This is a genomic window from Streptosporangium sp. NBC_01810 (genome assembly GCF_035917355.1).
In the GTDB taxonomy this organism is placed as follows: Bacteria; Actinomycetota; Actinomycetes; order Streptosporangiales; family Streptosporangiaceae; genus Streptosporangium.
Window position 1 is genome coordinate 5299858 of the sequence record NZ_CP109070.1, and the last position, 20917, is coordinate 5320774.

Here is a 20917-nt window from a genome sequence, read left to right on the forward strand (position 1 = left end):
CATGGACCCGTTAGTGAAAGCTATCACAAGCTCATGGAAGAGCGCCTTTACCTGCCGTTTCAAGTAAACGATCAAAGGGCTGACGCGGGCGGCTCAGCTCCGCGTCTCAGGGTTTGAGAAACCTTGCCGGGGAGCGGTGAGTGACAGGTCGGGCAGCGCCGACAGCGTGGCGGTGTCGTCACCGTCGTCGTCGTCGGCGGCGACCGGACGGGGCCCCTGCGTCTCCGACGGGTAGGGGTGCGGCCGGACCCGGGCCGGCGGCTCGCTCGGCCACACCTGCCGCCCCGGCACCTCGGCGGGGTCGCTGGATCCCGTGGGAGCCGAGGGGCCGGCAGGCCCGGCGGTGCCGGCCGGGCCTGCCGGCCCCCCGGACCCGCCGACGTCGCGGCGGGCCCGCCAGCGGGGCAGCGCCATCATCACCAGCACGCCGATGGCGAGCAGCACGGTCAGCGGGAACAGGATGAGCGGGACACCCTCGATGGACAGTGCCACGACCGCGAAGGCGAACAGGAAGGTCCACGCATACATGATCATGACGCTACGACGGTGCGAGTGGCCGATGTCCAGCAGGCGGTGGTGGAGATGCCCTCGGTCGGGCGCGAACGGCGACAGGCCGTTGGACGTGCGCCGGACCACCGCCATGATCAGGTCGAGCAGCGGAAGCACCAGGATCGCGACCGGCACGAGCAGGGGGAGGATGACGGGGAAGCGGTTGATGCTGCTGGAGTCGAGCGGCGTCACCAGAATCATCGTGGAGGCGAGGACCAGGCCGATCAGCATCGCCCCCGTGTCACCCATGAAGATCTTCGCCGGGTGGAAGTTGTGCGGCAGGAAGCCCAGGCAGATCCCGATGAGCACCGAGGCGATGACCGCCGTCGCGTTGATGCTGGTGTTGCCGTAGTCCTTCGACAGGGCCACCGAGTACGTCCACGTGGCCATCGCGGCGATGCCCACGATCCCGGCGGCCAGCCCGTCGAGCCCGTCGACGAAGTTGACCGCGTTGATCATGACGACCACGATCAGGATCGTGATCAGCGGGCTCAGCGTCGAGTCGAGGATGGTCTGCCCGCCCAGCGCCGTGGGCAGCGGGAGCCACGGCAGGCTGACGCCGAAGGCGACGAGCACACCCGCCGCGCCGATCTGCCCGGCGAGCTTGACGAGGGCGTCCATGCCCAGCCAGTCGTCCAGAAAGCCGGTCAGCGTGATCAGACCGCCTGCGGCGATCAGCGCGATCACGGTCTTGCCCTCACCCTCGGCCGCCAGCTTGCCCCCGGCGTAGGGCAACTCGCCGGCGATCAGCAGGCCGGCGACGAGACCGCCGTACATCGCCAGGCCACCGAGTCTGGGCGTTGGCGTGGTGTGCACGTCACGGTCGCGGACCTCGGGCATGGCACCGATACGGACGGCGAAAACGCGGACCAGCGGGACCAGCAGGTATGTCACCGCGGCCGCGACGAGCGCCATGAGTAGGTATTCGCGCACGGAACCAGTTTCGCGGATAGTCCGGCCACCTGTGACCGGAAAACGACACAGAACAACTCATAGTTCGCTGGGATATATCTGATGGAGCCTCGTCAGCACCGCGACGCGCTCCCGTATTTCACCCACTGTGTCGGGGTTGCGGATGGCCTGTGCCACCATCGAGGCCACCGCCTTCATCTCCTCGGGCCCCATCCCCTGGGTCGTGACGCAGGGGGTGCCGACCCGGATCCCGGACGTCACCGTGGGCGGCTCCGGGTCGTAGGGGATCGCGTTGCGGTTCAGCGTGATCCCGGCCGCGCCACACCGCTGCTCGGCCACCGCGCCGGAGACCCCGACGTCACGCAGGTCGATCAGTGCCAGATGGCTGTCGGTGCCCCCGGAGACGGGCCGCATCCCCTCGGCGGCCAGGGCGTCCGTCAGCACCTGGGCGTTGGCCACCACCTGCCGCGCGTACAGCGCGAACTCCGGGCGCAACGCCTCGCCGAACGCCACGGCCTTGGCTGCCACCGCGTGCATGAGCGGGCCGCCCTGCACGAAAGGGAAGACCGCGCGGTCGATCCTGGCGGCCAGCTCCCGCGTGCACATGATCCCGCCACCCCTCGGGCCGCGCAGCGCCTTGTGCGTGGTGAAGGTCACCACATCCGCGTACGGCACGGCGGACGGCAGGGCATGCCCGGCCATCAGGCCGATGGTGTGCGCGACATCGGCGAGCAGCCAGGCACCCACCTCGTCGGCGATCCCCCGGAAGGCCGCGAAGTCGATCTCCCGGGGATAGGCGGTGGCACCACATATGATCATTTTGGGCTGATGTCGCAACGCCAGCTCCCTGACCTCGTCATAGTCGATCAGTTCGGTGTCCCTGCGCACGCCGTACGCCACGACGTCGAACCAGCGGCCGGAGAAGTTGACCTTGGAGCCGTGCGTGAGGTGGCCGCCGTGCGACAGCGCCATCGCCAGCGCCGTGTCGCCCGGCTGGAGCAGCGCCGCGTAGGCCGCCAGATTCGCCGAGGCGCCGGAATGGGGCTGCACGTTGACGTGATCGGCGCCGAACAACCGCTTGGCCCGGTCGATCGCAAGCTGCTCGGCCCGGTCGACGACCTCGCATCCGGCGTAGTAGCGCCTGCCGGGGTAGCCCTCCGCGTACTTGTTGGTGAGCGTCGAGCCGAGCGCGGCGAGCACGGCAGGCGAGGCGAAATTCTCGCTCGCGATCAGTTGGACGCCTCCGCGGAGCCTGTCGAGTTCGTCGAGGAGTACACGTGCGATCTCGGGGTCCTCGCGCTGCAGGAGGCCGAAATCTGGCCCGTAGTACGGCTCTGCGCCCATGGCTCACATCCCGAAGATGACAACTCACCCCCACTGTAAGCCCGGCCGCCCCGGTTATCCCAGGTCAGGGAGCTGTCGCCGCGGAAAGGCGTGTCGCCGTACGGAACGAACGCCCCGGGAAAGCCCCCTGGTCGTCGTCCGCGCGGGGAGACTTGGAAGACCACCCAGGGAGGCTTGGAAGACCGCCCGGCCCGCGAACCTCGCGCCGAAGGAGCCGACCGGTGGGTTTGAGCCGGGAAGGACGTCAGGAGAAGGCATGCGGAGCCCCGGCGCCCACGGGCACCCATCTCGGCGTGTCGGCCGCCTGGTCGCTGATCGAGGTCAGGATCGCCTGCCGGTAGAGGCCGAGACGGGTGCGCCACTCCGTCATGTCCTCGACGTAGCGGCCGGAGACCGGGGCGTCCCAGACGTCCCTGCTCCTGGCGAGCTGGTAGGCCTTGTCCAGACTGGCGGCCAGCGTGTCAAGCTCGGGAAGCACCTGCCTCCACATCATGACCAGCCGCTGGTAGTCGGGGTTGAACTCCCACGCCGTGGCGGCGTCCGAGGACGGCAGCCCGCTGCCGGCCGAGGCCGGTGGGGTCTCCCCCGGCTGCAGCGGCTGCGGTGCGGGTGGATCCACGAACATCACAGGCTCCTCACCCTCGCTGACACGGTCCTTGCACCCCGCTCACTGCCCGCCTCCGGGGGGCGGGATCGGCCGCAGCGGATTTCCCGGCTCCACGTCGCCCGCCGGCCCGTCGGGCCCGATGTCCATGGGCGCCCAGGCTCCCTTGCCCCAGGTCTCCCCATCCGGCACCTGCACGCCGGGCATCTCCAGCGGTTCGATCTCCCTGGCGTTGTCGGCGAGCGTTCTGAGGGCGTCCAGATCGAGGGGACCCGCCTCCGCGGTGACGACGTCGCTGCCGTCGCCCGCCCACCGGGCGACCGAGCCCTCATCCGGACCCCCATCCGGTGGGGCGGCCACACCCCCGGGAGCCACCCCCGCCGCCTGCCCCGCGCCCCCGGCGGCATCCTCCGCCCCTCGCGCCTCGCTGAAGACCGCGTCGCCGATGGATGGCATCCCGACGTCTCCTCGCGGCGCCACAGCGGGCTGCGAGGCCGCCTCACCGGAGGTCGTCGTACCCGCCGTCTGGACGGCGGGCTCAGCGGAGGTCGTGGCCGGCGGCCGAACGGCCGCCTCACCGGAGGCCGTGCCCGCGGGCTGGGGAGTGGCGTCACCACCCGTGCCCGGCGGCTGGACGGTCTGGTCGGTGGTCGGTCCCGCGGTGTCGAGGAGCGGATAGTCGGGCTTGGCCGAATCGAGCGGGCCATGCGGCTCGACCCAGCCTGGCTGCCCCGCCGTGGCGGAGACGTTGTCGACCCCCGGCATCTCCAGCGGCGGGATGTCCTCGATGTTCTTCAGCAGCTCGTCGACCTCGGCCGCCGTGGGCGAGTCGAGCGGGATCTGGAGCACCTGCACGCCGTCGACCTCCACGACCCTGGCCCTGTGATCGCCGCTCTGGTCGATGTCGTCGGGATGGTCCTTCTTGGAACTGTCGAGGATGTCGTTGCCGGACGTGCCGCTCTCCTGCCTGGGCGAGCGCTCATCGCCCTTGGAACCGGAGTCACCCTTGGCGTCGGGATCGTTCACCGGCGTGTCACCCACGGAGCCGTCCCCACGCGGCGTCGTCTCATCGCCCTTGGAACCGGAGTCACCCTTGGCGTCGGAATCCTCCCCACCCGGCATCGTGTCGTTCACATTGACGATCTCCGGCCGCGCGTCATCGCTTCTGGGCGTCTCCGGCGCGGGTGTGGAATCCCCCTGCGGCACCTCCGGCACGGGGGCGGCATCCGGGCTGGGAGCCTCGGGGACGGGCGTCTCGCGTGGCACGCCGTCAACCGGCCGCCCTCCGTCCTGAGGCCCCTCACCGGGCCCCGGAACCGCGGGTTCCAAATCCTCGACCTTCGGCGTCTCCGGCCGCGCCCCCTCAGCCCTGGGCGCCTCCGGCGTGGGATCAGCCTTCGGGGCCTCACGTGGCGTGTCGTCGGCTCTCGGCGCCTCCGGCATGGCATCCGGCTTCGGAGCCTCCGGCACAGGCGTGGGATCAGCCTTCGGGGCCTCACGTGGCGTGTCGTCGGCTCTCGGCGCCTCCGGCATGGCATCCGGCTTCGGAGCCTCGCGTGGTGCGGTGTCAACCGGCTTGACGCTCTCCTTGGGGGTGTCCTCCCCGCGTGGGGAGGTCTCGTCACCCTTCGAACCCGTTTCCGGCTTCCGCTCGTCGGCTCCGGACGTCTCCGGCTTCGGCGTCTCCTTCGAACCGTCCCGTGGGGAGGTCTCGTCGCCCTTCGAACCGGTCTCGGGCTTGGCCTCGTCGGCCTTCGGGGTCTCGGGCTTGGCCACGTCACCCTTCGAACCCGTCTCGGGCTTGGGCGAGTCCTTCGGATCGTCACGCTGTGTGCTCTCGGCGGACTGATCACCGACACGGGGCTTGTCGTCCGCTCCGACCGCCGGTTTGAGACCGTCGGCCTTCGGGGTCTCGGGCTTCGCGTCATCGCCCGCCGCACCGGTCTCGGGCTTCGCGCCGTCGCCCGCCGAACCGCTGTCAGGCTTCGTGTCCCCGGCCCTCGGCTCGGCGGGAGGTGCCGTCACGTTCTGGTTGATCTTCTTCTCCAGCAACGCCACACGAGCGGAGACGTCACGGACCATCACGTCGCACGCGTCGGCGATCTGGACGGGCCTGTGGGTCGACTGCGAGGACAGGCCGGCCCCGCTCATCAGCTGGGTGACCTTGCCCTCGGCGTTCCGCATCTGATCAGCCGCCCGCCGTACCTCGGACAGCAGGTCGCGGACCAGCTTGGGGTCCATTCCTTCGAACTTGCCCATGGACGTCTCCCAGAAGTGTCGGCCCACCTCAAGGTACCGGGGAGACGGCCTCACGTCACGGTGATAATCAGATGGCATGGATCATGGACATGGGCCACGCCACGCCAGCCCCGTGAACCCGCCGAGGATCACGTCCCGGAGTGGACGTGCACAGCGACCCCGAGCCGTTCCAGCGTCCGCACAACGCCGGCCGCACCGTGGTGGAGCGGATAGTGCCCGATCTTGTCGAGCAGGACGGGAACACCCGGGTCCACATTCACTCGCCGGACTCTGTGCCACCGTCAGGCTCGGGACCTTCGTCGGTGGCGACGTAGCCGATCACACCGCGCAGCTTCTCCACCGTGATCGCCCCGCGCCGCAGCAACCTGGGCACCGCGGTGGTCAGATCCAGGATCGTCGAAGGAGTGCCGCTCTCACACGGTCCGGCGTCGAGATAGACCGACACCGAGTCGCCTAGCTGCTTCTCCGCGTCGGCGGCGCCGGTCGCTGCGGGGGCACCGGAGCGGTTGGCACTGGAGACGGCCATCGGGCCGGTCTCCTTGAGCAGGTCGAGGGCGACCGCGTGCAGCGGCATCCGGATGGCGACGGTGCCCTTGGCGTCCCCCAGGTCCCAGGAGAGCGACCGGTTCGCGCGGCAGATCAGCGTGAGCGGCCCCGGCCAGAAGGCGTCGACGAGATCCTGGCCGTAAGGACCGAGATTCTCCACCAGGGCGTTGGCCGCCCGGACGGTCCCGACCAGCACGGGCACCGGCATGTCACGGCCGCGCCCCTTGGCCTCCAGCAGGGCGGAGACCGCGGCGGGCGTGAAGGCGTCGGCGCCGATGCCGTAGACGGTGTCGGTCGGCAGCACCACCAGCTCACCCCGCCGTACGGCGGACGCGGCCTCTACCAGGCCCGCTGCTCGCTGCTCGGCGTCGATGCAGTCAAAACGTCGGCTCACTTTGCCTCCTGGAGATCACTCGCTACGCTCACTCGCGTGCCTCCTCGCCCACCGGCACATCGCCGACGGCCAAGATCCCTCGCTCACGGCGTGCATCCTATTCCCGGCCGAAGCGGGCGGTGACGAAGCGGTCCCTGCGCGTCAGATCCTGGCGGCTGCGGACATCGCGCCAGCCGTTCTCCTCAGAGAAGATCAGATAGACCGGGGTGCCCTGCTGATCGGCGTGCTCCACGGCGACGAAGCCACCGGGACGCAGCAGGCGCCTGGCGGTCCTTTCGACGGCCCTGACCTCGTCGAGGCCGTCGCTGCCCGACCCGTACAGCGCGCGGTGCGGGTCGTAGTCGCGGACCTCGGGGTCACGGGGGATCGCGCCGGGCGGGATGTAGGGCGGGTTGGAGACCACCAGGTCGACCTGGCCGTCCAGCTCGGAGAGGGCGTCGGCCAGATCCTCCGGGTGCAGGTGGACGCGGCCCTGGCCGTGCTCGATGATGTTGCGCTTGGCCCAGCCGTAGGCGTCCGGGTCGACCTCGACCGCGTGCACGGTGGCCAGCGCGACCTCCTGGGCGATGGACAGCGCGATGGCACCGGACCCGGTGCCGAGATCCACGACCACCGGCGAGGCAACGTCCATCTCCCGCAGCCGGTCGATCGCCCAGCCCACCACGATCTCGGTCTCCGGACGTGGCACGAACACCCCTGGCCCGACCTCCAGGGACAGGTAGCGGAAGTAGGCCCGCCCGGTGATGTGCTGGAGCGGCTCGCGGGACTCCCTGCGGGAGACGCCCTCCCAGAACAGGGCGTCGAAGTCGGAGTCCTTCACGGTGTGCAACTCACTGCGCCGTACACCGTGCACACATGCGGCGATCTCCTCGGCGTCGGTGCGCGGCGACGGCACACCTGCCTCGGCGAGCCGAGCGGTGGCGAGGGCGATCTCGTCCAGCAGAAAGGTCATGGCGCGTTCTATGAATGGTTGGCGAGCTTCTCCGCCATCTCAGCGTTGAGCAGGGATTGGATGACGGCGGTGAGATCCCCGTCGAGCACCTGGTCGAGGTTGTAGGCCTTGAAACCGACGCGGTGATCGGAGATGCGGTTCTCGGGGAAGTTGTAGGTGCGGATGCGCTCGGAGCGGTCGACGGTGCGGATCTGGGACTTGCGCTCGGCCATGGCGGCGGCGTTGGCCTCCTCCTCGGCGATCGCCTGCAGGCGGGCCCGCAGGATGCGCATGGCCGACTCCTTGTTCTGGAGCTGGCTCTTCTCGTTCTGGCAGGAGGCGACCACTCCGGTCGGGATGTGCGTGATCCGCACGGCCGAGTCGGTGGTGTTGACACTCTGACCACCGGGACCGCTGGAGCGGTAGACGTCGATGCGGAGGTCGTTCGGGTCGACCTGGACGTCCACGTCCTCGGCCTCCGGGTAGACGAGCACCCCGGCTGCGCTGGTGTGGATGCGCCCCTGGGACTCGGTGACCGGCACCCGCTGGACGCGGTGCACACCGCCCTCGAACTTGAGCCTCGACCAGACGCCCTCGTCGCCCCTGGCCTTCAGGGCGATCGTGACGTCCTTGTAGCCGCCGAGGTCGGAGTGGGTGGCGTCGATGAGCTCGGTCTTCCAGCCGATCCGCTCGGCATACCGCAGATACATCCGCAGGAGGTCTCCGGCGAACAGGGCGGACTCCTCACCGCCCTCGCCCGCCTTGATCTCCATGATGATGTCCTTGTCATCGTTGGGATCACGCGGGACGAGCAGGTTCCTGAGCTTCTCCTCCAGCTCGGGAACGCGCGCTTCGAGCTCCTTGGCCTCCTCCGCGAACGCCTCGTCCTCCGCTGCAAGCTCCCTCGCCGTCCCGAGGTCGGCCTGGACGCCTTCGAGCTCGCGGTAGGTGTTGACGATCGGGGTCAGCTCGGCGTAGCGCCTGCCGAAGGTGCGTGCCTGCTTCTGGTCGGCGTGCACGGAGGGGTCGGCGAGCTTGAGTTCCAGCTCGGCGTACTCACTGAGCAGCTCGTCGAGGTTCACCGTGCGTCCTTCCTTGAAAGCCCTTTACAAGCCTGCCTCATCACCACGAACGCCGACCCGGGCACCCCCTCCGCAGGAGGTTGTTCCGAGCCGGCGTCGGGATGGGGGCTACTGGCCCGTGGACTTCTTGCCGAAGCGCTTCTCGAAGCGCGCCACCCGGCCGCCGGTGTCCAGGATCTTCTGCTTGCCCGTGTAGAAGGGGTGGCAGGCGGAGCACACGTCGGCGTGGATCACGCCGTTCTTGGCGGTGCTGCGGGTGGTGAAGGAGTTACCACAGGTGCACGTCACCTGAGTGGCGATGTACTCCGGGTGGATGTCGGGCTTCATGTCGTCTTTTCCTCTCCAAAACGCGGTCGCCGGGTCGCCACTGTCTCTCGCCGCTGAGGCTTGCGCGCTGGCACACCAAGGTGCGCGCGGGCGGGAACCGGAACCGCTGCGGTTCGGCTACCAGTGTGCCAGATCCTTCAACCATCCCAGGCCACAAGACATTCCCCGGCATCCGCCTCCCCCACGGGACCGGGGCGGCGGGCGGTCACCTGCCCAGATACGCGAGCACGGCGAGAACCCGGCGGTGGTCGTCGGTGGCCGGTTCCAGGCCGAGCTTGCCGAAGATACTGGAGATGTGTTTCTCCACGGCGCCCTCGGTGACGAGCATGCGCCCGGCGACCGCGGTGTTGGAACGGCCCTCCGCCATCAGGGCCAGAACCTCGCCCTCCCTCGCGGTCAGGGACTCCAGGGGATCTCCCCTGCGCCGGCGGCTCAGCAGCTGCCCGATCACCTCCGGATCGATGACCGTCCCCCCGGCCGCCACCCGGCGCACCGCGTCGAGGAACTCGGCCACGTCCGCTATCCGCTCCTTGAGCAGGTAGCCGACCGCTGCGGCGCCGCCGCCGATCAACTCGGTGGCGTACTGCTCCTCGACGTACTGCGACAGCACGAGGATCGGCAGCCCCGGCCTCCGGCTCCTGGCCTCCAGTGCGGCGCGCAGTCCCTCGTCGGTGTGTGTCGGCGGCATCCGGACGTCGACGACCGCCAGGTCCGGATCGTGCTCGATGACCGCGGCCACCAGCCCTGGGCCGTCGCCCACGACCCCGACGGTCTCGATCCCCCCGTCGGCCAGCAGCCTGGCCAGCCCTTCGCGCAACAACACCGAGTCCTCGGCGATCACCACCCGCATGTGTTCGAGCCCTCACCATTCACAGGGCAACTCGGCCCTGATCGTCGTGGGGCCGCCGAGCGGGCTGTCGACGCTCAGGGTGCCGTCGATGGTCGCCGCCCGGTCGGCCAGCCCGGCGAGACCGCCTCCGGGCTGTGGCACCGCGGCGCCGACCCCGTTGTCGTAGACCTCAACGATCACACGCTGCTCCTGACGGCTGACCCGGATGAACGCCTCGGTGGCCTCGGAGTGCTTGGCCAGGTTGGTCAGGCATTCGGCCACGACGAAGTACGCGATGCTCTCCACCGCGGGCGGGGGACGATGCGAGACCTCCACCGCCAGGTCCACCCGCACGGGCGCGCGCGCGGCGAGCGACGACAGGGCGGCGCTCAGTCCCCTGTCGGTGAGGATCGCCGGATGGATGCCCCTGGCGAGATCGCGCAGCTCGGCGATGGCGGCCTTGGTACCCCGGTGCGCCTGGTCGAGGAGCTCCCGGGCCGCCTCCGGGTCGGAGTCCAGCTTGGCCTGGGCCCGGCCCAGGTCCATGGCCACGGACAGTAGCCGCTGCTGGGCACCGTCGTGCAGATCACGCTCGATCCTGCGCCGCTCGGCCTCGGCCGCGTCCACCCCACGGGCCCGACTGGCCCGCAGGTGCGCGGCGCGGGCCGCCAGCCGGTTCTTCTCCCCCGCGCCCAGCAGGGCGGTGCCGAGCAGGCCGTGCAGCCAGGCCATCCCCCGGGTCGCGTACAGGGCCGCGAGGAGGAATCCGACCCCGATCAGGGTGCACAGCAGCGCCTTCGGCCCGCTGTCGATCGGCAGCGGGCCGATGGGTGTCATCGGCTCCCCCACCAGCAGCAGTGGCAGTGGCGCCACGGTCAGGCCGAGCCCGAGCGTCCACAGGACCACCGATACCGTGAACTCCCCGATCCCGATCGGCAGCAGCAACAGCAGGTAGAGCAGATCCTTCCAGGTGGCGGGGTCGACGAACATGTCCTTCCAGCGCAGGAACAGGTTGTCGCCCTCGGACGGCCGGTAGGGGTTGGGGATGTCGACGCCGAAGGCCAGCCGGAGGAGGCGGCGCTCCAGCATCGCCACCCCCCGCCAGGCCAGCATGGTCAGGGCGAGGAGCGGCAGCCCGATCCACACGATCACCAGCACCAGGGAGAGCGGGATCACCGAGGCGAGCAGCGCGAACCAGGCGAGGCCGTGGAACAGGCTCACCAACAGGTAGGGAACGGCCCGCCAGGTCATCGGGTCGACGAACATGCCGAGGGGGCCGTTCGGCCCGAAGGGCACACGCCGCCGGAGCGGTTTCCTGACCACAGGCGTGCTCAGCACTGTCTCGGCAGTCATGCGCCTCCCCCTGTCGCCCGCGAAAAGGCGTCCTGAAGTAGGGATATCCCGAAGTCCGGGGTCGGACAAGCGCTTTGGAAACGCCGAACGCCCCGGCCTGAGTGGCCGGGGCGTTCCACGTGCGGTGAGCGGTCAGTCGCGCTCAGAGCTGACGGTCGTCTTCTGCACCTGGAGCAGGAACTCCGCGTTGGACTTGGTCTCTCTCATCTTCTCCAGGAGAAGTTCGAGAGCCTGCTGCATGTCAAGGGCGTGCAGCACGCGGCGGAGCTTCCAGATGATCTGGAGCTCGTCCTTGCCCATGAGGATCTCCTCCTTGCGGGTGCCGGACGCGTCGACGTCCACCGCGGGGAAGATCCGCTTGTCGGCAAGTTGCCGGTTGAGCTTGAGCTCCAGGTTGCCCGTGCCCTTGAACTCCTCGAAGATGACCTCGTCCATCTTGGAACCGGTCTCGACCAGCGCGGTGGCGAGGATCGTCAGCGAGCCGCCGTTCTCGATGTTGCGGGCGGCGCCGAAGAAACGCTTCGGCGGGTAGAGCGCGGTGGAGTCGACACCACCGGACAGGATGCGGCCGGACGCCGGGGCCGCCAGGTTGTAGGCGCGACCCAGACGGGTGATCGAGTCGAGCAGCACGACCACGTCGTGGCCCAGCTCCACCAGGCGCTTGGCGCGCTCGATGGCGAGCTCCGCGACCGTGGTGTGGTCCTCGGCCGGGCGGTCGAAGGTCGAGTGGATGACCTCGCCCTTCACCGACCGCTGCATGTCGGTGACCTCTTCCGGACGCTCGTCCACCAGGACGACCATCAGGTGGCACTCGGGGTTGTTGTGAGTGATCGCGTTGGCGATCGCCTGAAGCACCATCGTCTTGCCCGCCTTGGGCGGGGAGACGATGAGACCACGCTGGCCCTTGCCGATCGGCGCCACCATGTCGATGATCCGGGTGGTCAGGATGTTCGGCTCGGTCTCCAGGCGCAGGCGCTCCTGCGGGTAGAGCGGGACGAGCTTATTGAAATCGGGGCGCTGCCGCGCCTGCTCCGGGTCCATGCCGTTGACCGTGTCCAGACGGACGAGCGCGTTGAACTTCTCACGGCGCTCGCCGTCGCGGGGCTGGCGGACGGCACCGGTGACGACGTCGCCCTTGCGCAGGCCGTTGCGGCGGATCTGGGCCAGCGAGACATAGACGTCGTTGGAACCCGGCAGATAACCGCTGGTCCTGACGAACGCGTAGTTGTCGAGGATGTCGAGGATTCCGGCGATCGGGATCAGGACGTCGTCGTCGCCCACCACGGGCTCGTTGCTGTCGAAGCGGTCGCGGCCACGGCGGTTACGCTCGCGGAACCGGCCGCGACGGCCGCGACGGTCGTCGTCGTCGCCCACACCGTGCTGGTCGGTGCGGTCCTGCGGCCCCCGGTTCTGCGGGCCGCGGTCACCACGGTCGCCGCGCTCACCACGGTCAGTGACACGGTCACCGCGCTCACCACGGTCAGTGACACGGTCACCGCGCTCACCACGGTCAGTGACACGGTCACCGCGCTCACCACGGTCAGTGACACGGTCACCGCGGTCGTTGATCCGCTCGCCACGGCTCTGACCGGCGTCGGCGGCGCGGGAGTCGGTGCGGCCGTCGCCGCGGTTGTCGGCACGCTGGTCGCCACGCTCGCGGCGGTCATTGGTGCGCTCGCCGCGCTCGCCACGGCCGCGGCGCTCGCCACGCTCGCGACGGCTCTCACCACGCTCGCCACGGCCCTCGGCCGGGGCGGCGTCGATGGTCTGCTGCTCCACGACGGGCTCGGGCGCGACGACGGCGGCCACGGGCTCGGGAGCGGGGGGCGCCTGCTCCACGACGGGCTCGGCGGCCACGACGGGGCGGGAACGTTCCCTGCGGGTGCGCGCCGGACGCTCGACGGCCGGCTCGGCTGCGGGTGCGGGGACGGCTGCGGCCGGAGTCTCCTTGACGGTGACGGAAGCCTGGGCACTCTCGGTGGAGACGCCCTGCTTCTCCTGGATGGCCGCGATGAGCTGGCTCTTGCGCATCCGCCCGGTCCCGCTGATGCCCAGCCCGGAGGCCATGGCCTGCAGCTCGGGCAGCACCATGGCGGACAGGCCGGTGCCGGAGCGACGGCGCGGCTTGGCCGCTGGGCGGGTGGGGGTGTCGCCGGACGCCGGCGCCGTGCCGGTGACGTCGGAGAGGAGTTCGGTGGTGTCGCTCACTAATGGGTCCTTCCCAGGGGTCGGGCGTGGCCATGATCAGCCAATCGTCCCGGTGGTGCGATCGACCCGGTGGGACAGACCGGGTCGGGTTGCACGTTGCGATCCTCGACGGCCCATGGAGGGCCGCCGCCACTGTCGGAGAAGGGCTGGTCCAGGCCGTCACCATCGAGAATCGCCGACGGTGGGACTTGGAGGACACCCCCCCGGATTGCTACCGGCAACCAGATGTCGAGGTAGATCGAACGCGCATGTCCCCTAAAACGCCGCCTCTTCGCTGCCCCAGCCGAATGTGGAGCATTCGGAGGCGACGGATTCGGGGAGGCCACTGCGGCGCTCACGCCTCACGGAGTGAGACACGATGCAGCGATGTGTGGCTGACAAGCACGCACCCAACGCGGGGCACCTGGTGCGGCTATCAGCCTAACATCACCAGCGCACACAGCTATTCCCTGAAGGTCGAAGAGATGTCAGCGTGTCTCAACAGAAACAACGCGGGCACCCCGGGTTTCGACATCCAGTGGCTGGATGTGCCAGTCATTACCCACTTCTGCTGCGATCAAATCCTGCGTATTCGCCGTGGAAAACGCAAGAACCGTGGGCCCCGCCCCCGAAACGACCGCGGCGACGCCCGCCCCGCGCAGCCGCCGTACCAGATCGGCGGTGAGTGGCATCGCGGGCGCGCGGTAGTCCTGGTGGAGTCGGTCCTCGGTGGCGGCCAGCAAAAGTTCCGGCTCCGGTCTGGCCGTCAACGCCGCGACCAGCAGCGCGGCCCGCCCCGCGTTCGCGGCCGCATCGGCGTGCGGGACCTCCTTGGGCAGCAGCCCTCGGGCGACCTCGGTGGACAGCCGGTATCCGGGGACGAGGACCACGGGCCTGACGTCGGAGTGCGGGAGCAGCCGAACCAGGTACGGCGCGCCCGTTCCGTCCGTCCACGCGATGGTGAGCCCGCCTGCCAGGCACGGCGCCACGTTGTCGGGATGGCCCTCGATCTCGGTGGCCAGCGCGAAGACCTCGTCGTCGGTGAGCTCGGGTCGCGCCCTCTGCGGGGGGGCGGGGACGGAGCCGTCCGGGTACGGGGCCGCGGCCAGCGCGCGGGCGGCGAGGATGCCGGCGCAGATCGCCGCGGAGGACGACCCGAGACCGCGGGCGTGCGGGATGCGGTTGAGACAGCGCAACCGGATCCCGGACGGCTGCCCAAGCCCCATCCTGTCGAAGGTCGCGCGCATCGTGGCGACGATGAGGTGCCCCTCGCCCGCGTCAAGCTCGCCGGCGCCCTCCCCCTCGACCTCGATGACGACGCTCCGGGAGCCGGAGCCCTCCGAGGGCTCGAACAGCTCGGCCTCGACCTCGTCGTGGAGGCCGAGGGCCAGCCCCAGCGTGTCGAACCCCGGGCCGAGGTTCGCCGATGTCGCGGGGACCTGGACGGTCACCTTACCGCTGGTCATAGATCTCCCGGGGCACGGCTCGATGGCGTGGCCATGGCGGACAAGTCGCTTCTCCTATCTGCCCGGCGCTACGGGGTGTCTGCCCGCGACGCCGGGACGGTCGCGGCGTGCCAGGTTCACCGGGCCCCGCCCCTCGGATCTTCTGCCCACCGCAGTCAGGCGGTGCCTCTCCGCGTTGTCGCCGGTCACCGCGGCACGCCCATGGCCCCCGCCTTGTGCGGCAGCGCCTGACCGATCCTCGCCACGGCAAGACCCGCGGGATGGAGCCTAGGCGAGTTCGAGGGCGACGGCCGCGGCGTGCGCGTCGATCGGGATCGTCACCGGGGTGGGAGCGCCCGAGATGGCCCAGTCGGGGTCCTTGAGGCCGTTTCCGGTCACCGTGCACACGATGCGTTGCCCGGGCTCGACCAGACCCTGGCTGTGGGCCTGGAGGAGGCCCGCCACGCTGGCGGCGGAGGCGAGTTCGACGAACACGCCCTCCTCCTGGGCGAGCAGCTTGTACGCGGCGGCGATCTGACGGTCGGTGACGGCCTGGATGACGCCGCCGGACTCGTCGCGGGCGGCCTCGGCGAGCTGCCACGAGGCGGGGTTGCCGATGCGGATCGCGGTGGCGATCGTGTGCGGGTGGGTAACCGGCGCACCGTTGACGATCGGCGCGGCGCCGCTGGCCTGGAAGCCGAACATGCGGGGCGTCCTCGTCGCGACGCCGTCGCCCGCGTACTCGGTGTAACCCATCCAGTACGCCGAGATGTTGCCCGCGTTGCCGACCGGGATGCAGTGGATGTCGGGAGCGTCCCCGAGCGCGTCGACGATCTCGAAGGCGGCGGTCTTCTGGCCCTGGAGCCGGAACGGGTTCACCGAGTTGACCAGCGCGATCGGGTAGTTCTCCGAGAGCTTCCTGGTCATCTCCAGGCAGTCGTCGAAGGAGCCCTCGACCTGGAGCAGCCGGGCCCCGTGGACCAGTGCCTGAGCCAGCTTGCCCATCGCGATCTTGCCGCGGGGCACCAGAACGGCGCAGGTCAGGCCCGCGCGGACCGCGTAGGCGGCGGCGGAGGCGCTGGTGTTGCCGGTGGAGGCGCAGATGACCGCCTTCGCCCCGTCTTCGACGGCCTTGCTGATGGCCATGGTCATGCCACGGTCCTTGAAACTTCCGGTCGGGTTGAGGCCCTCGACCTTCAGGTAGACCTCGCAGCCGGTCAGCGCCGACACCCGGTTCGCCGGAACGAGCGGGGTGCCGCCCTCCAGGAGCGTGACGACGGGCGTCGCCGTGGTCACCGGAAGTCGGTCACGGTACTCCTCGATGAGGCCACGCCACGCCCTGGTCATGATTGCTCCTCCCGCGCGCGGCCAATCCGTGCGCGTGCTACCTGCGGTGTTGAAAAGAGTCTACGGGCAACCTGTTCGACCTTGGGATGCACTGTCCACCGAATGGACACCTGGGGCGTCCTGCCTACAGGAAACCCTAAGAATGGGCCGGTATGGTCTGCGGAGCTTGACAGGCCTTGACAAGCGACAGGCCAGACACATGACAGGCAACGAACCAGACAAGGGGTGCCACATCATGACGGGCGGCACGGCGGCGGACCTGCCACCGATCCGGCACAACGACTACTCCCCCCTGGATCCGCCCGCGCTCGGCGCGTGGGATCCGGAACTCTCGGTCAGCGTGATCATCCCGGCCCGTGGCGGGCAGCACAGGCTCGATCTGACCCTTGCCTCCCTGGCGGCGCAGACCTACCCGGACCACCTCATGGAGGTGATCGTGGTCGACGACGGCAGCGAATCTCCGCTGCGGCTGCCGGAGATCGTCCCGCGGAGCACCAGGATCGTGACCACCGGCACCTCGGGCTGGGGCATCGCCCACGCGGTGAACACCGGCGCCGCCCTCGCCGACGGGCGGATCATCCAGCGCCTCGACGCCGACATGGTCGTCTGCCGCGAGCACATCGAGGCGCTGGCCCGATGGCACCATCTGGCCGGTTACCTGGTCACGATCGGCGCGAAGAGGTTCATCGAGGAACCGTCGCTGACCGCGGCCCAGGTGCACGACGGCGTGCTGGCGGGCCGGCTGGAGTCCGTCTTCGACCTGGCGAGCGCCCTGCCCAGCTCCACCGAGCAGACGATCTCCCGGACCAACGGCCTGCGGGCCAGCCGTAACCCCTACCACGTGTGCACGGGGCCGACGGTGTCCATGCGGCGCGAGATCTTCCGGGCTGTGGACGGAGTGGACACGGAGGTGCTGCGGGGCGAGGACACCGAGTTCGCCTACCGGCTGGCCGCGCACGGCGTGGTCTTCATCCCCGACATGACGGCACAGGCCGTACACCTGGGACTTCCCGCCCAGCGCCGCAACCGGCAGCGGGCGGTACAGATCGTCGCCCCCTACCTGGCCCACCGGGTGCCGCTCCGCCGCGACCTGCGTAAGGACCGGGGCCGCCACTGGCTGGTTCCGTACGTGGAGGTGGTGCTCCACGTCGACGAGCCGGGAGGACAGGTGCGCGAGGCGGTGGGCGCGGCGCTCGACGGGTCGCTCGGCGACGTGGTCGTCACCCTGGTCGCTCCCTGGTCGAAGCTGTCCGCGGACCGCCGGCCGGTGCTGGACGATCCCCTGTTCGACCTGCGACTGCTGCGCGAGCACTTCGCGCACGACGAGCGGGTGCGGTTCGCCGACGAGGTCTCCGGCACCCCCGCCCCGATCCCGTTCCGCTACACGGGTCCGGTCTCGGTCCCGCTGGGACATGACTCCCTGGAGCGGATGATCGGCGCCATGCAGGACGACCGTTCCGGCATGCTCGTCGTCGATCTCGGTGGCGACGGCGAGGCGACGCTGGAGCGGACCGAGGCGCTGGGCCGGGCGAGGCTGCTCGGCGCGGACGATGTCGCCGCCGTCGCCGCCTCGATCATGACCACCCACGGTGTGCGGCGCGGCGACCGGCCGGAGTTCTGGCCGGTCGAGACGGCGCCCACGGCCTCGACCGCCGCCCAGGCCGCCGCCTCGGCCCAGGAGCGGGTTCCGGCCCCGGCTCCGGAGCGGGAATCCGCGCCGCCCGCGGCGGGGCAGGTCCAGCGGCGCCAGGTCCAGGGCGGGCTCGTGTCCCTCCTCGGCAGGCTCCGTACCGTCCTCAGGAGCTGAAACCGCGCGGTTCCCGCCGGTCAGGCCGGAGGGGGCGGCAGTGGTCAGCGGCGGCGGGTGATGGCCCGTTTGACCGAGGACAGCAGCCCGTACTGGACGACCTTCCTGGCGGCGGCCAGTTCCCTGCGCAGGGTGCCGACCTCGCGCCGCAGCTCGACCGCGCTCCTGCGCCAGCGGCCCGCCTCGTCACGCCATCTGGTCACCTGGCCGCGGAGCCGCTCGGTCTCCCTGGTGAGGCGGGCCACCTCGGCCTCGGCCTCGATCCTGGCCCGGTGGGCGCCGCGGCGGCCGCTGATGTGGCGGGCCTCGGACGCGAAGCCGTAGGTCTCGCCGTCCACCCAGATCACGCCGAAGGTGTCCTCCACGGCGTCGTCGAGGTCCTCTCCCTCCTCCAGCACGATCGCGGCGCGCGCGAACGCGGCGGTACGCTCCAGCCGTGCCGCGACGATCACCCGCTCCGGGCCCGCTCCGAGCCTGTCGGCCGCACCGTCCTGTCCCCCCTCCGCTCCCCCCTCGGCCAGCAGCACCGAGACCAGGCCGTAGCCGTCGTCCCCGGCCAGGTCGAGCAGGCGGGCCAGAGTGTCGTCGCCGGGCACCCACCCGGCGGGCAGCCTGAGCCGGTAGGGAACCGCCAGGCCGGCCGAGCTCGACCGCGGGGAGGCTTCGGATGGAGCTTGGGTGGCGGGGTCCTCGTCGGCGAAGCGGACCCTGGGCTCGTGGGCGTAGTGGCCGCGGATCAGCACCAGATCCAGGTCGGGATCCTTCAGGGGAGCGCGCCCCTCGGCCCCGATGCGCTTCCACGGGCCGGTGAGGGTGACCGCGACGTCGGGCACGGTGCCCGCGAGGACGGCGTCGACCGTGGCGCGGACCTCGTCGTAGGAGTATCCGGGATCTTCCTGCCCCGTCCTCCCCCCGGGCTCGACGACCACCTCCACGTACGGCACCTTCCACTGCCTGCTCGGATGGGAGCGGAGCCAGCGGTAGGCGGGGATCCGGTCGGCCACGAACGCGTGGCTGACCCGGTCGATCGGGGCCTTGCCGCGCATGCGCATGGTCGGGCCCAGGTGGAAGGCGCGCGACAGCGGCTCGGGGACGAAGACGGCGCCCGCCTGGGCGAGCCGGTAGCCCATCTCGGTGTCCTGGCCGAGGATCAGGTCGGTGTCCATCGGCCCGGCGGCGGCGAGCAGCGCGGCGTTGACCGATGTCGCGCCACCGACGTGCAGGCTGAACGCGCGGCGCGGGTTGGCGGTGAGGCCGTCGGTGCGCTCGACGAGGTCGACCAGCCAGGCGTGCGGCTCCGCGGGCTCGAAGAGCCTGGCCAGGTCGTCGGCGGCGGCCACCGCCTCGGGGGCGGGCAACCGGGCCGGAGTGAAACGCAGGTAACCGGTGACCGCCAGGTACGGGGCTTCGTGGTGCCAGCGCATGTGCGCCTCGACCGACCTGCGGTCGAGGACCACGTCGGAGTCGAGCCAGTGGATCACGTCACCGGTGGCGGCCGACAGACCCGCGTTGCGGGCGTGGGCTCGACCGGGGACCGGGCAGATGATCAGGCTGGTGCCCTCCGGGCGGAGTTCGGGCAGGCGCAGCGGCGGGCTGCTGCCGTTGTCGACCACGATGACCTCGATCAGCGCGGCCGGGTAGGTCTGCACGGCCAGCCCCGCGAGTGTCAGGTCGAGTTTCTCCTGGTCACCATAGGCGGGAACGACGATGCTCACCCGGAGCGAGGGCGTCCAGGCGCCCAGGGCGGGCGGTGTGAGGCTCCGGTAGTCGTTACCGGCGATCCGCGCCGTCATCGTGCTTCCAGGATCAGGCTCGGGCGGAAGCCATGCCACTGGTTCGACGCGACGCGCAGGAAGTGGGCGAGGGAGAGCCGCCAGGTGTGCTCGGCGCCGACCGAGCGCCGCAGCACGTAGCCCAGGCCGTGGGTGCGGTAGACGCGTGCCCCCGCGGCGTGCGCGGCCTTCAGCAGCCCGGCGTCGACCCCCCGGGACAGCGGGGGGAAGCCTCCCGCGTCTCTGAAGGTGTCCCCGGGAAGCAGGATCGTGCCTCCGGCGACGTGCTCGGACCAGGTCTCGCTGATGTAGTCGGTACGGCGGACCGTGGTGTTCAGCGGCTCCAGATAGAAGAACTCGGCCGCGGTGCCGACGATGTCCGCTCCGGCGTAGGAGCGGGCGAGCAGCAGGTCGGCCAGGTGCTCGGGGCCGTACCAGTCGTCGTCGTCCCACTTGGTGAGATAGTCGCCGCCCGCCCTGGACGCGGCCAGGTTGAGCACCTCCCCGAAGGGGGTCTCCTCTCCGGCCTCGACCACCGTGACGGGCAGGGCGCACTCACGCAGCGCCCGCCGGACATCCTCGTGTGCGGCGGGGACCCCGTGCAGGCCCAGCAGGACCTCGACCCGCACCCGGCGCTGCCCGGCGATCTGGCCGAGCGCGGAGCCCAGCAGGTGCGGCCGCATGCTGGACATCACGACGCTGACCGTGGGCGGTGCCGTCTCCGTCCGGCCCGTCCCGGCCTGGTCTCGGAGCCCGTGGCGGCGTAGCCGCACGCTGTGCTCCTCCCTGCGCAGTGCGGTCACCGACCGGAGACCTCCGCCGTCGTCCTCCTCCGGCGCCCAGGCCGCGAGCAGGCGGGCCAGTTCGGGGTCCACCCAGCCCGGCGAGACTGCGGCGTACAGCGGCACCCCGGCCGCGGCCAGGCCGGTGACCGCGCCGAGGGGCACCTCGGAGGCGGGCCACCGGACGGCCAGTCCCCGCAGCGGGCGCAGGCGGGTGATCTCCTCGGTGTCCGGCCGGTCACCGAGCGGCGAGCCGGCCGCCAGCCAGCCCTCACCCGTCCAGGACAGCTCGGCCGTCTCCCCTGCCGCCGAGCGCAGGAAACCCGCCGGTGTGGTGAGAAAGGGCGGGGAGAGGGAGATCGGCTGAGCGGGCACGACCGAAGGATAGCGAGGCAGGAAGATCCCTTCTCACTGCACTTCCCACTTGGCTTATGTGATCACCTTCAA

Annotated in this window: 17 protein-coding genes; 1 reads left to right on the forward strand and 16 read right to left on the reverse strand. The window is 70.5% G+C overall.

The annotated features are described in order from the left end of the window. Window positions 1-93: 93 nt before the first annotated feature. The 14 genes from OIE13_RS23515 to thrC form a co-directional block, all read right to left on the reverse strand. Window positions 94-1482 (reverse strand): glycosyltransferase family 4 protein, encoded by a 1389-nt coding sequence (locus OIE13_RS23515; protein WP_326636515.1) that lies wholly within the window; start codon window positions 1480-1482, stop codon window positions 94-96. A gap of 57 nt (window positions 1483-1539) precedes the next feature. Beyond that, entirely contained in the window at window positions 1540-2805 is a 1266-nt protein-coding gene (gene glyA / locus OIE13_RS23520) for a serine hydroxymethyltransferase (RefSeq protein WP_326636513.1), read from the reverse strand. Between the two features lie 244 nt (window positions 2806-3049). Then, the gene (locus OIE13_RS23525; RefSeq protein WP_326636511.1) at window positions 3050-3430 is read right to left on the reverse strand and encodes a hypothetical protein; all 381 of its coding nucleotides are present in this window, start codon (window positions 3428-3430) and stop codon (window positions 3050-3052) included. A gap of 42 nt (window positions 3431-3472) precedes the next feature. Next, window positions 3473-5668, reverse strand: coding sequence for a hypothetical protein (locus tag OIE13_RS23530; protein WP_326828763.1), 2196 nt, complete (start codon window positions 5666-5668; stop codon window positions 3473-3475). 128 nt (window positions 5669-5796) lie between these two features. After that, on the reverse strand, window positions 5797-5928 hold the full coding sequence (locus tag OIE13_RS23535) for a hypothetical protein (RefSeq protein ID WP_326636507.1): 132 nt from the start codon (window positions 5926-5928) through the stop codon (window positions 5797-5799). Beyond that, window positions 5925-6608 carry an L-threonylcarbamoyladenylate synthase gene (locus OIE13_RS23540; RefSeq protein ID WP_326636505.1) on the reverse strand — a complete coding sequence of 228 codons (684 nt, stop codon included), beginning with the start codon at window positions 6606-6608 and terminating at the stop codon, window positions 5925-5927. Before OIE13_RS23540 ends, OIE13_RS23535 begins: the two co-directional genes overlap by 4 nt. Before the next feature lie 97 nt (window positions 6609-6705). Further along, entirely contained in the window at window positions 6706-7560 is an 855-nt protein-coding gene (prmC, locus tag OIE13_RS23545; RefSeq protein WP_326636503.1) for a peptide chain release factor N(5)-glutamine methyltransferase, read from the reverse strand. A gap of 8 nt (window positions 7561-7568) precedes the next feature. Beyond that, window positions 7569-8621 (reverse strand): peptide chain release factor 1, encoded by a 1053-nt coding sequence (gene prfA, locus OIE13_RS23550; RefSeq protein WP_326636501.1) that lies wholly within the window; start codon window positions 8619-8621, stop codon window positions 7569-7571. Between the two features lie 108 nt (window positions 8622-8729). Further along, window positions 8730-8948 (reverse strand): 50S ribosomal protein L31, encoded by a 219-nt coding sequence (gene rpmE, locus OIE13_RS23555; RefSeq protein WP_030906633.1) that lies wholly within the window; start codon window positions 8946-8948, stop codon window positions 8730-8732. A 205-nt stretch (window positions 8949-9153) separates the two neighbouring features. Continuing rightward, window positions 9154-9798 (reverse strand): response regulator transcription factor, encoded by a 645-nt coding sequence (locus OIE13_RS23560; RefSeq protein WP_326636495.1) that lies wholly within the window; start codon window positions 9796-9798, stop codon window positions 9154-9156. Between the two features lie 12 nt (window positions 9799-9810). Beyond that, window positions 9811-11130, reverse strand: a complete 1320-nt coding sequence (locus OIE13_RS23565; protein ID WP_326636493.1) for a sensor histidine kinase — start codon at window positions 11128-11130, stop codon at window positions 9811-9813. A gap of 132 nt (window positions 11131-11262) precedes the next feature. After that, window positions 11263-13338: a transcription termination factor Rho gene (gene rho, locus OIE13_RS23570; RefSeq protein ID WP_326636491.1), complete on the reverse strand. Its 2076-nt coding sequence runs from the start codon at window positions 13336-13338 to the stop codon at window positions 11263-11265. A gap of 467 nt (window positions 13339-13805) precedes the next feature. After that, entirely contained in the window at window positions 13806-14783 is a 978-nt protein-coding gene (gene thrB / locus OIE13_RS23575; RefSeq protein ID WP_326636489.1) for a homoserine kinase, read from the reverse strand. Between the two features lie 267 nt (window positions 14784-15050). After that, complete coding sequence (gene thrC, locus OIE13_RS23580) at window positions 15051-16109, reverse strand: threonine synthase (RefSeq protein WP_326636487.1); 1059 nt, start codon at window positions 16107-16109, stop codon at window positions 15051-15053. A gap of 235 nt (window positions 16110-16344) precedes the next feature. On the opposite strand from thrC, the gene OIE13_RS23585 reads away from it, so the two are divergent. Next, on the forward strand, window positions 16345-17916 hold the full coding sequence (locus tag OIE13_RS23585; RefSeq protein ID WP_326636485.1) for a glycosyltransferase: 1572 nt from the start codon (window positions 16345-16347) through the stop codon (window positions 17914-17916). A gap of 44 nt (window positions 17917-17960) precedes the next feature. On the opposite strand, the gene OIE13_RS23590 is transcribed toward OIE13_RS23585, so the two are convergent. Beyond that, window positions 17961-19709 (reverse strand): glycosyltransferase, encoded by a 1749-nt coding sequence (locus OIE13_RS23590; RefSeq protein ID WP_326636482.1) that lies wholly within the window; start codon window positions 19707-19709, stop codon window positions 17961-17963. Next, window positions 19706-20845, reverse strand: coding sequence for a glycosyltransferase (locus OIE13_RS23595; RefSeq protein WP_326636481.1), 1140 nt, complete (start codon window positions 20843-20845; stop codon window positions 19706-19708). Before OIE13_RS23595 ends, OIE13_RS23590 begins: the two co-directional genes overlap by 4 nt. Window positions 20846-20917: the final 72 nt, after the last annotated feature.

Excerpts from the sequence above, each read along its gene's own strand:
- glyA (WP_326636513.1), bottom strand. The coding sequence starts at position 2,805 with ATGGGCGCAGAGCCGTACTACGGGCCAGATTTCGGCCTCCTGCAGCGC.
- OIE13_RS23525 (WP_326636511.1), bottom strand. The coding sequence starts at position 3,430 with ATGTTCGTGGATCCACCCGCACCGCAGCCGCTGCAGCCGGGGGAGACC.
- OIE13_RS23530 (WP_326828763.1), bottom strand. The coding sequence starts at position 5,668 with ATGGGCAAGTTCGAAGGAATGGACCCCAAGCTGGTCCGCGACCTGCTG.
- prmC (WP_326636503.1), bottom strand. The coding sequence starts at position 7,560 with ATGACCTTTCTGCTGGACGAGATCGCCCTCGCCACCGCTCGGCTCGCC.
- rpmE (WP_030906633.1), bottom strand. The coding sequence starts at position 8,948 with ATGAAGCCCGACATCCACCCGGAGTACATCGCCACTCAGGTGACGTGC.
- OIE13_RS23560 (WP_326636495.1), bottom strand. The coding sequence starts at position 9,798 with ATGCGGGTGGTGATCGCCGAGGACTCGGTGTTGTTGCGCGAAGGGCTG.
- OIE13_RS23565 (WP_326636493.1), bottom strand. The coding sequence starts at position 11,130 with ATGACTGCCGAGACAGTGCTGAGCACGCCTGTGGTCAGGAAACCGCTC.
- thrB (WP_326636489.1), bottom strand. The coding sequence starts at position 14,783 with ATGACCAGCGGTAAGGTGACCGTCCAGGTCCCCGCGACATCGGCGAAC.
- thrC (WP_326636487.1), bottom strand. The coding sequence starts at position 16,109 with ATGACCAGGGCGTGGCGTGGCCTCATCGAGGAGTACCGTGACCGACTT.
- OIE13_RS23585 (WP_326636485.1), top strand. The coding sequence starts at position 16,345 with ATGACGGGCGGCACGGCGGCGGACCTGCCACCGATCCGGCACAACGAC.
- OIE13_RS23590 (WP_326636482.1), bottom strand. The coding sequence starts at position 19,709 with ATGACGGCGCGGATCGCCGGTAACGACTACCGGAGCCTCACACCGCCC.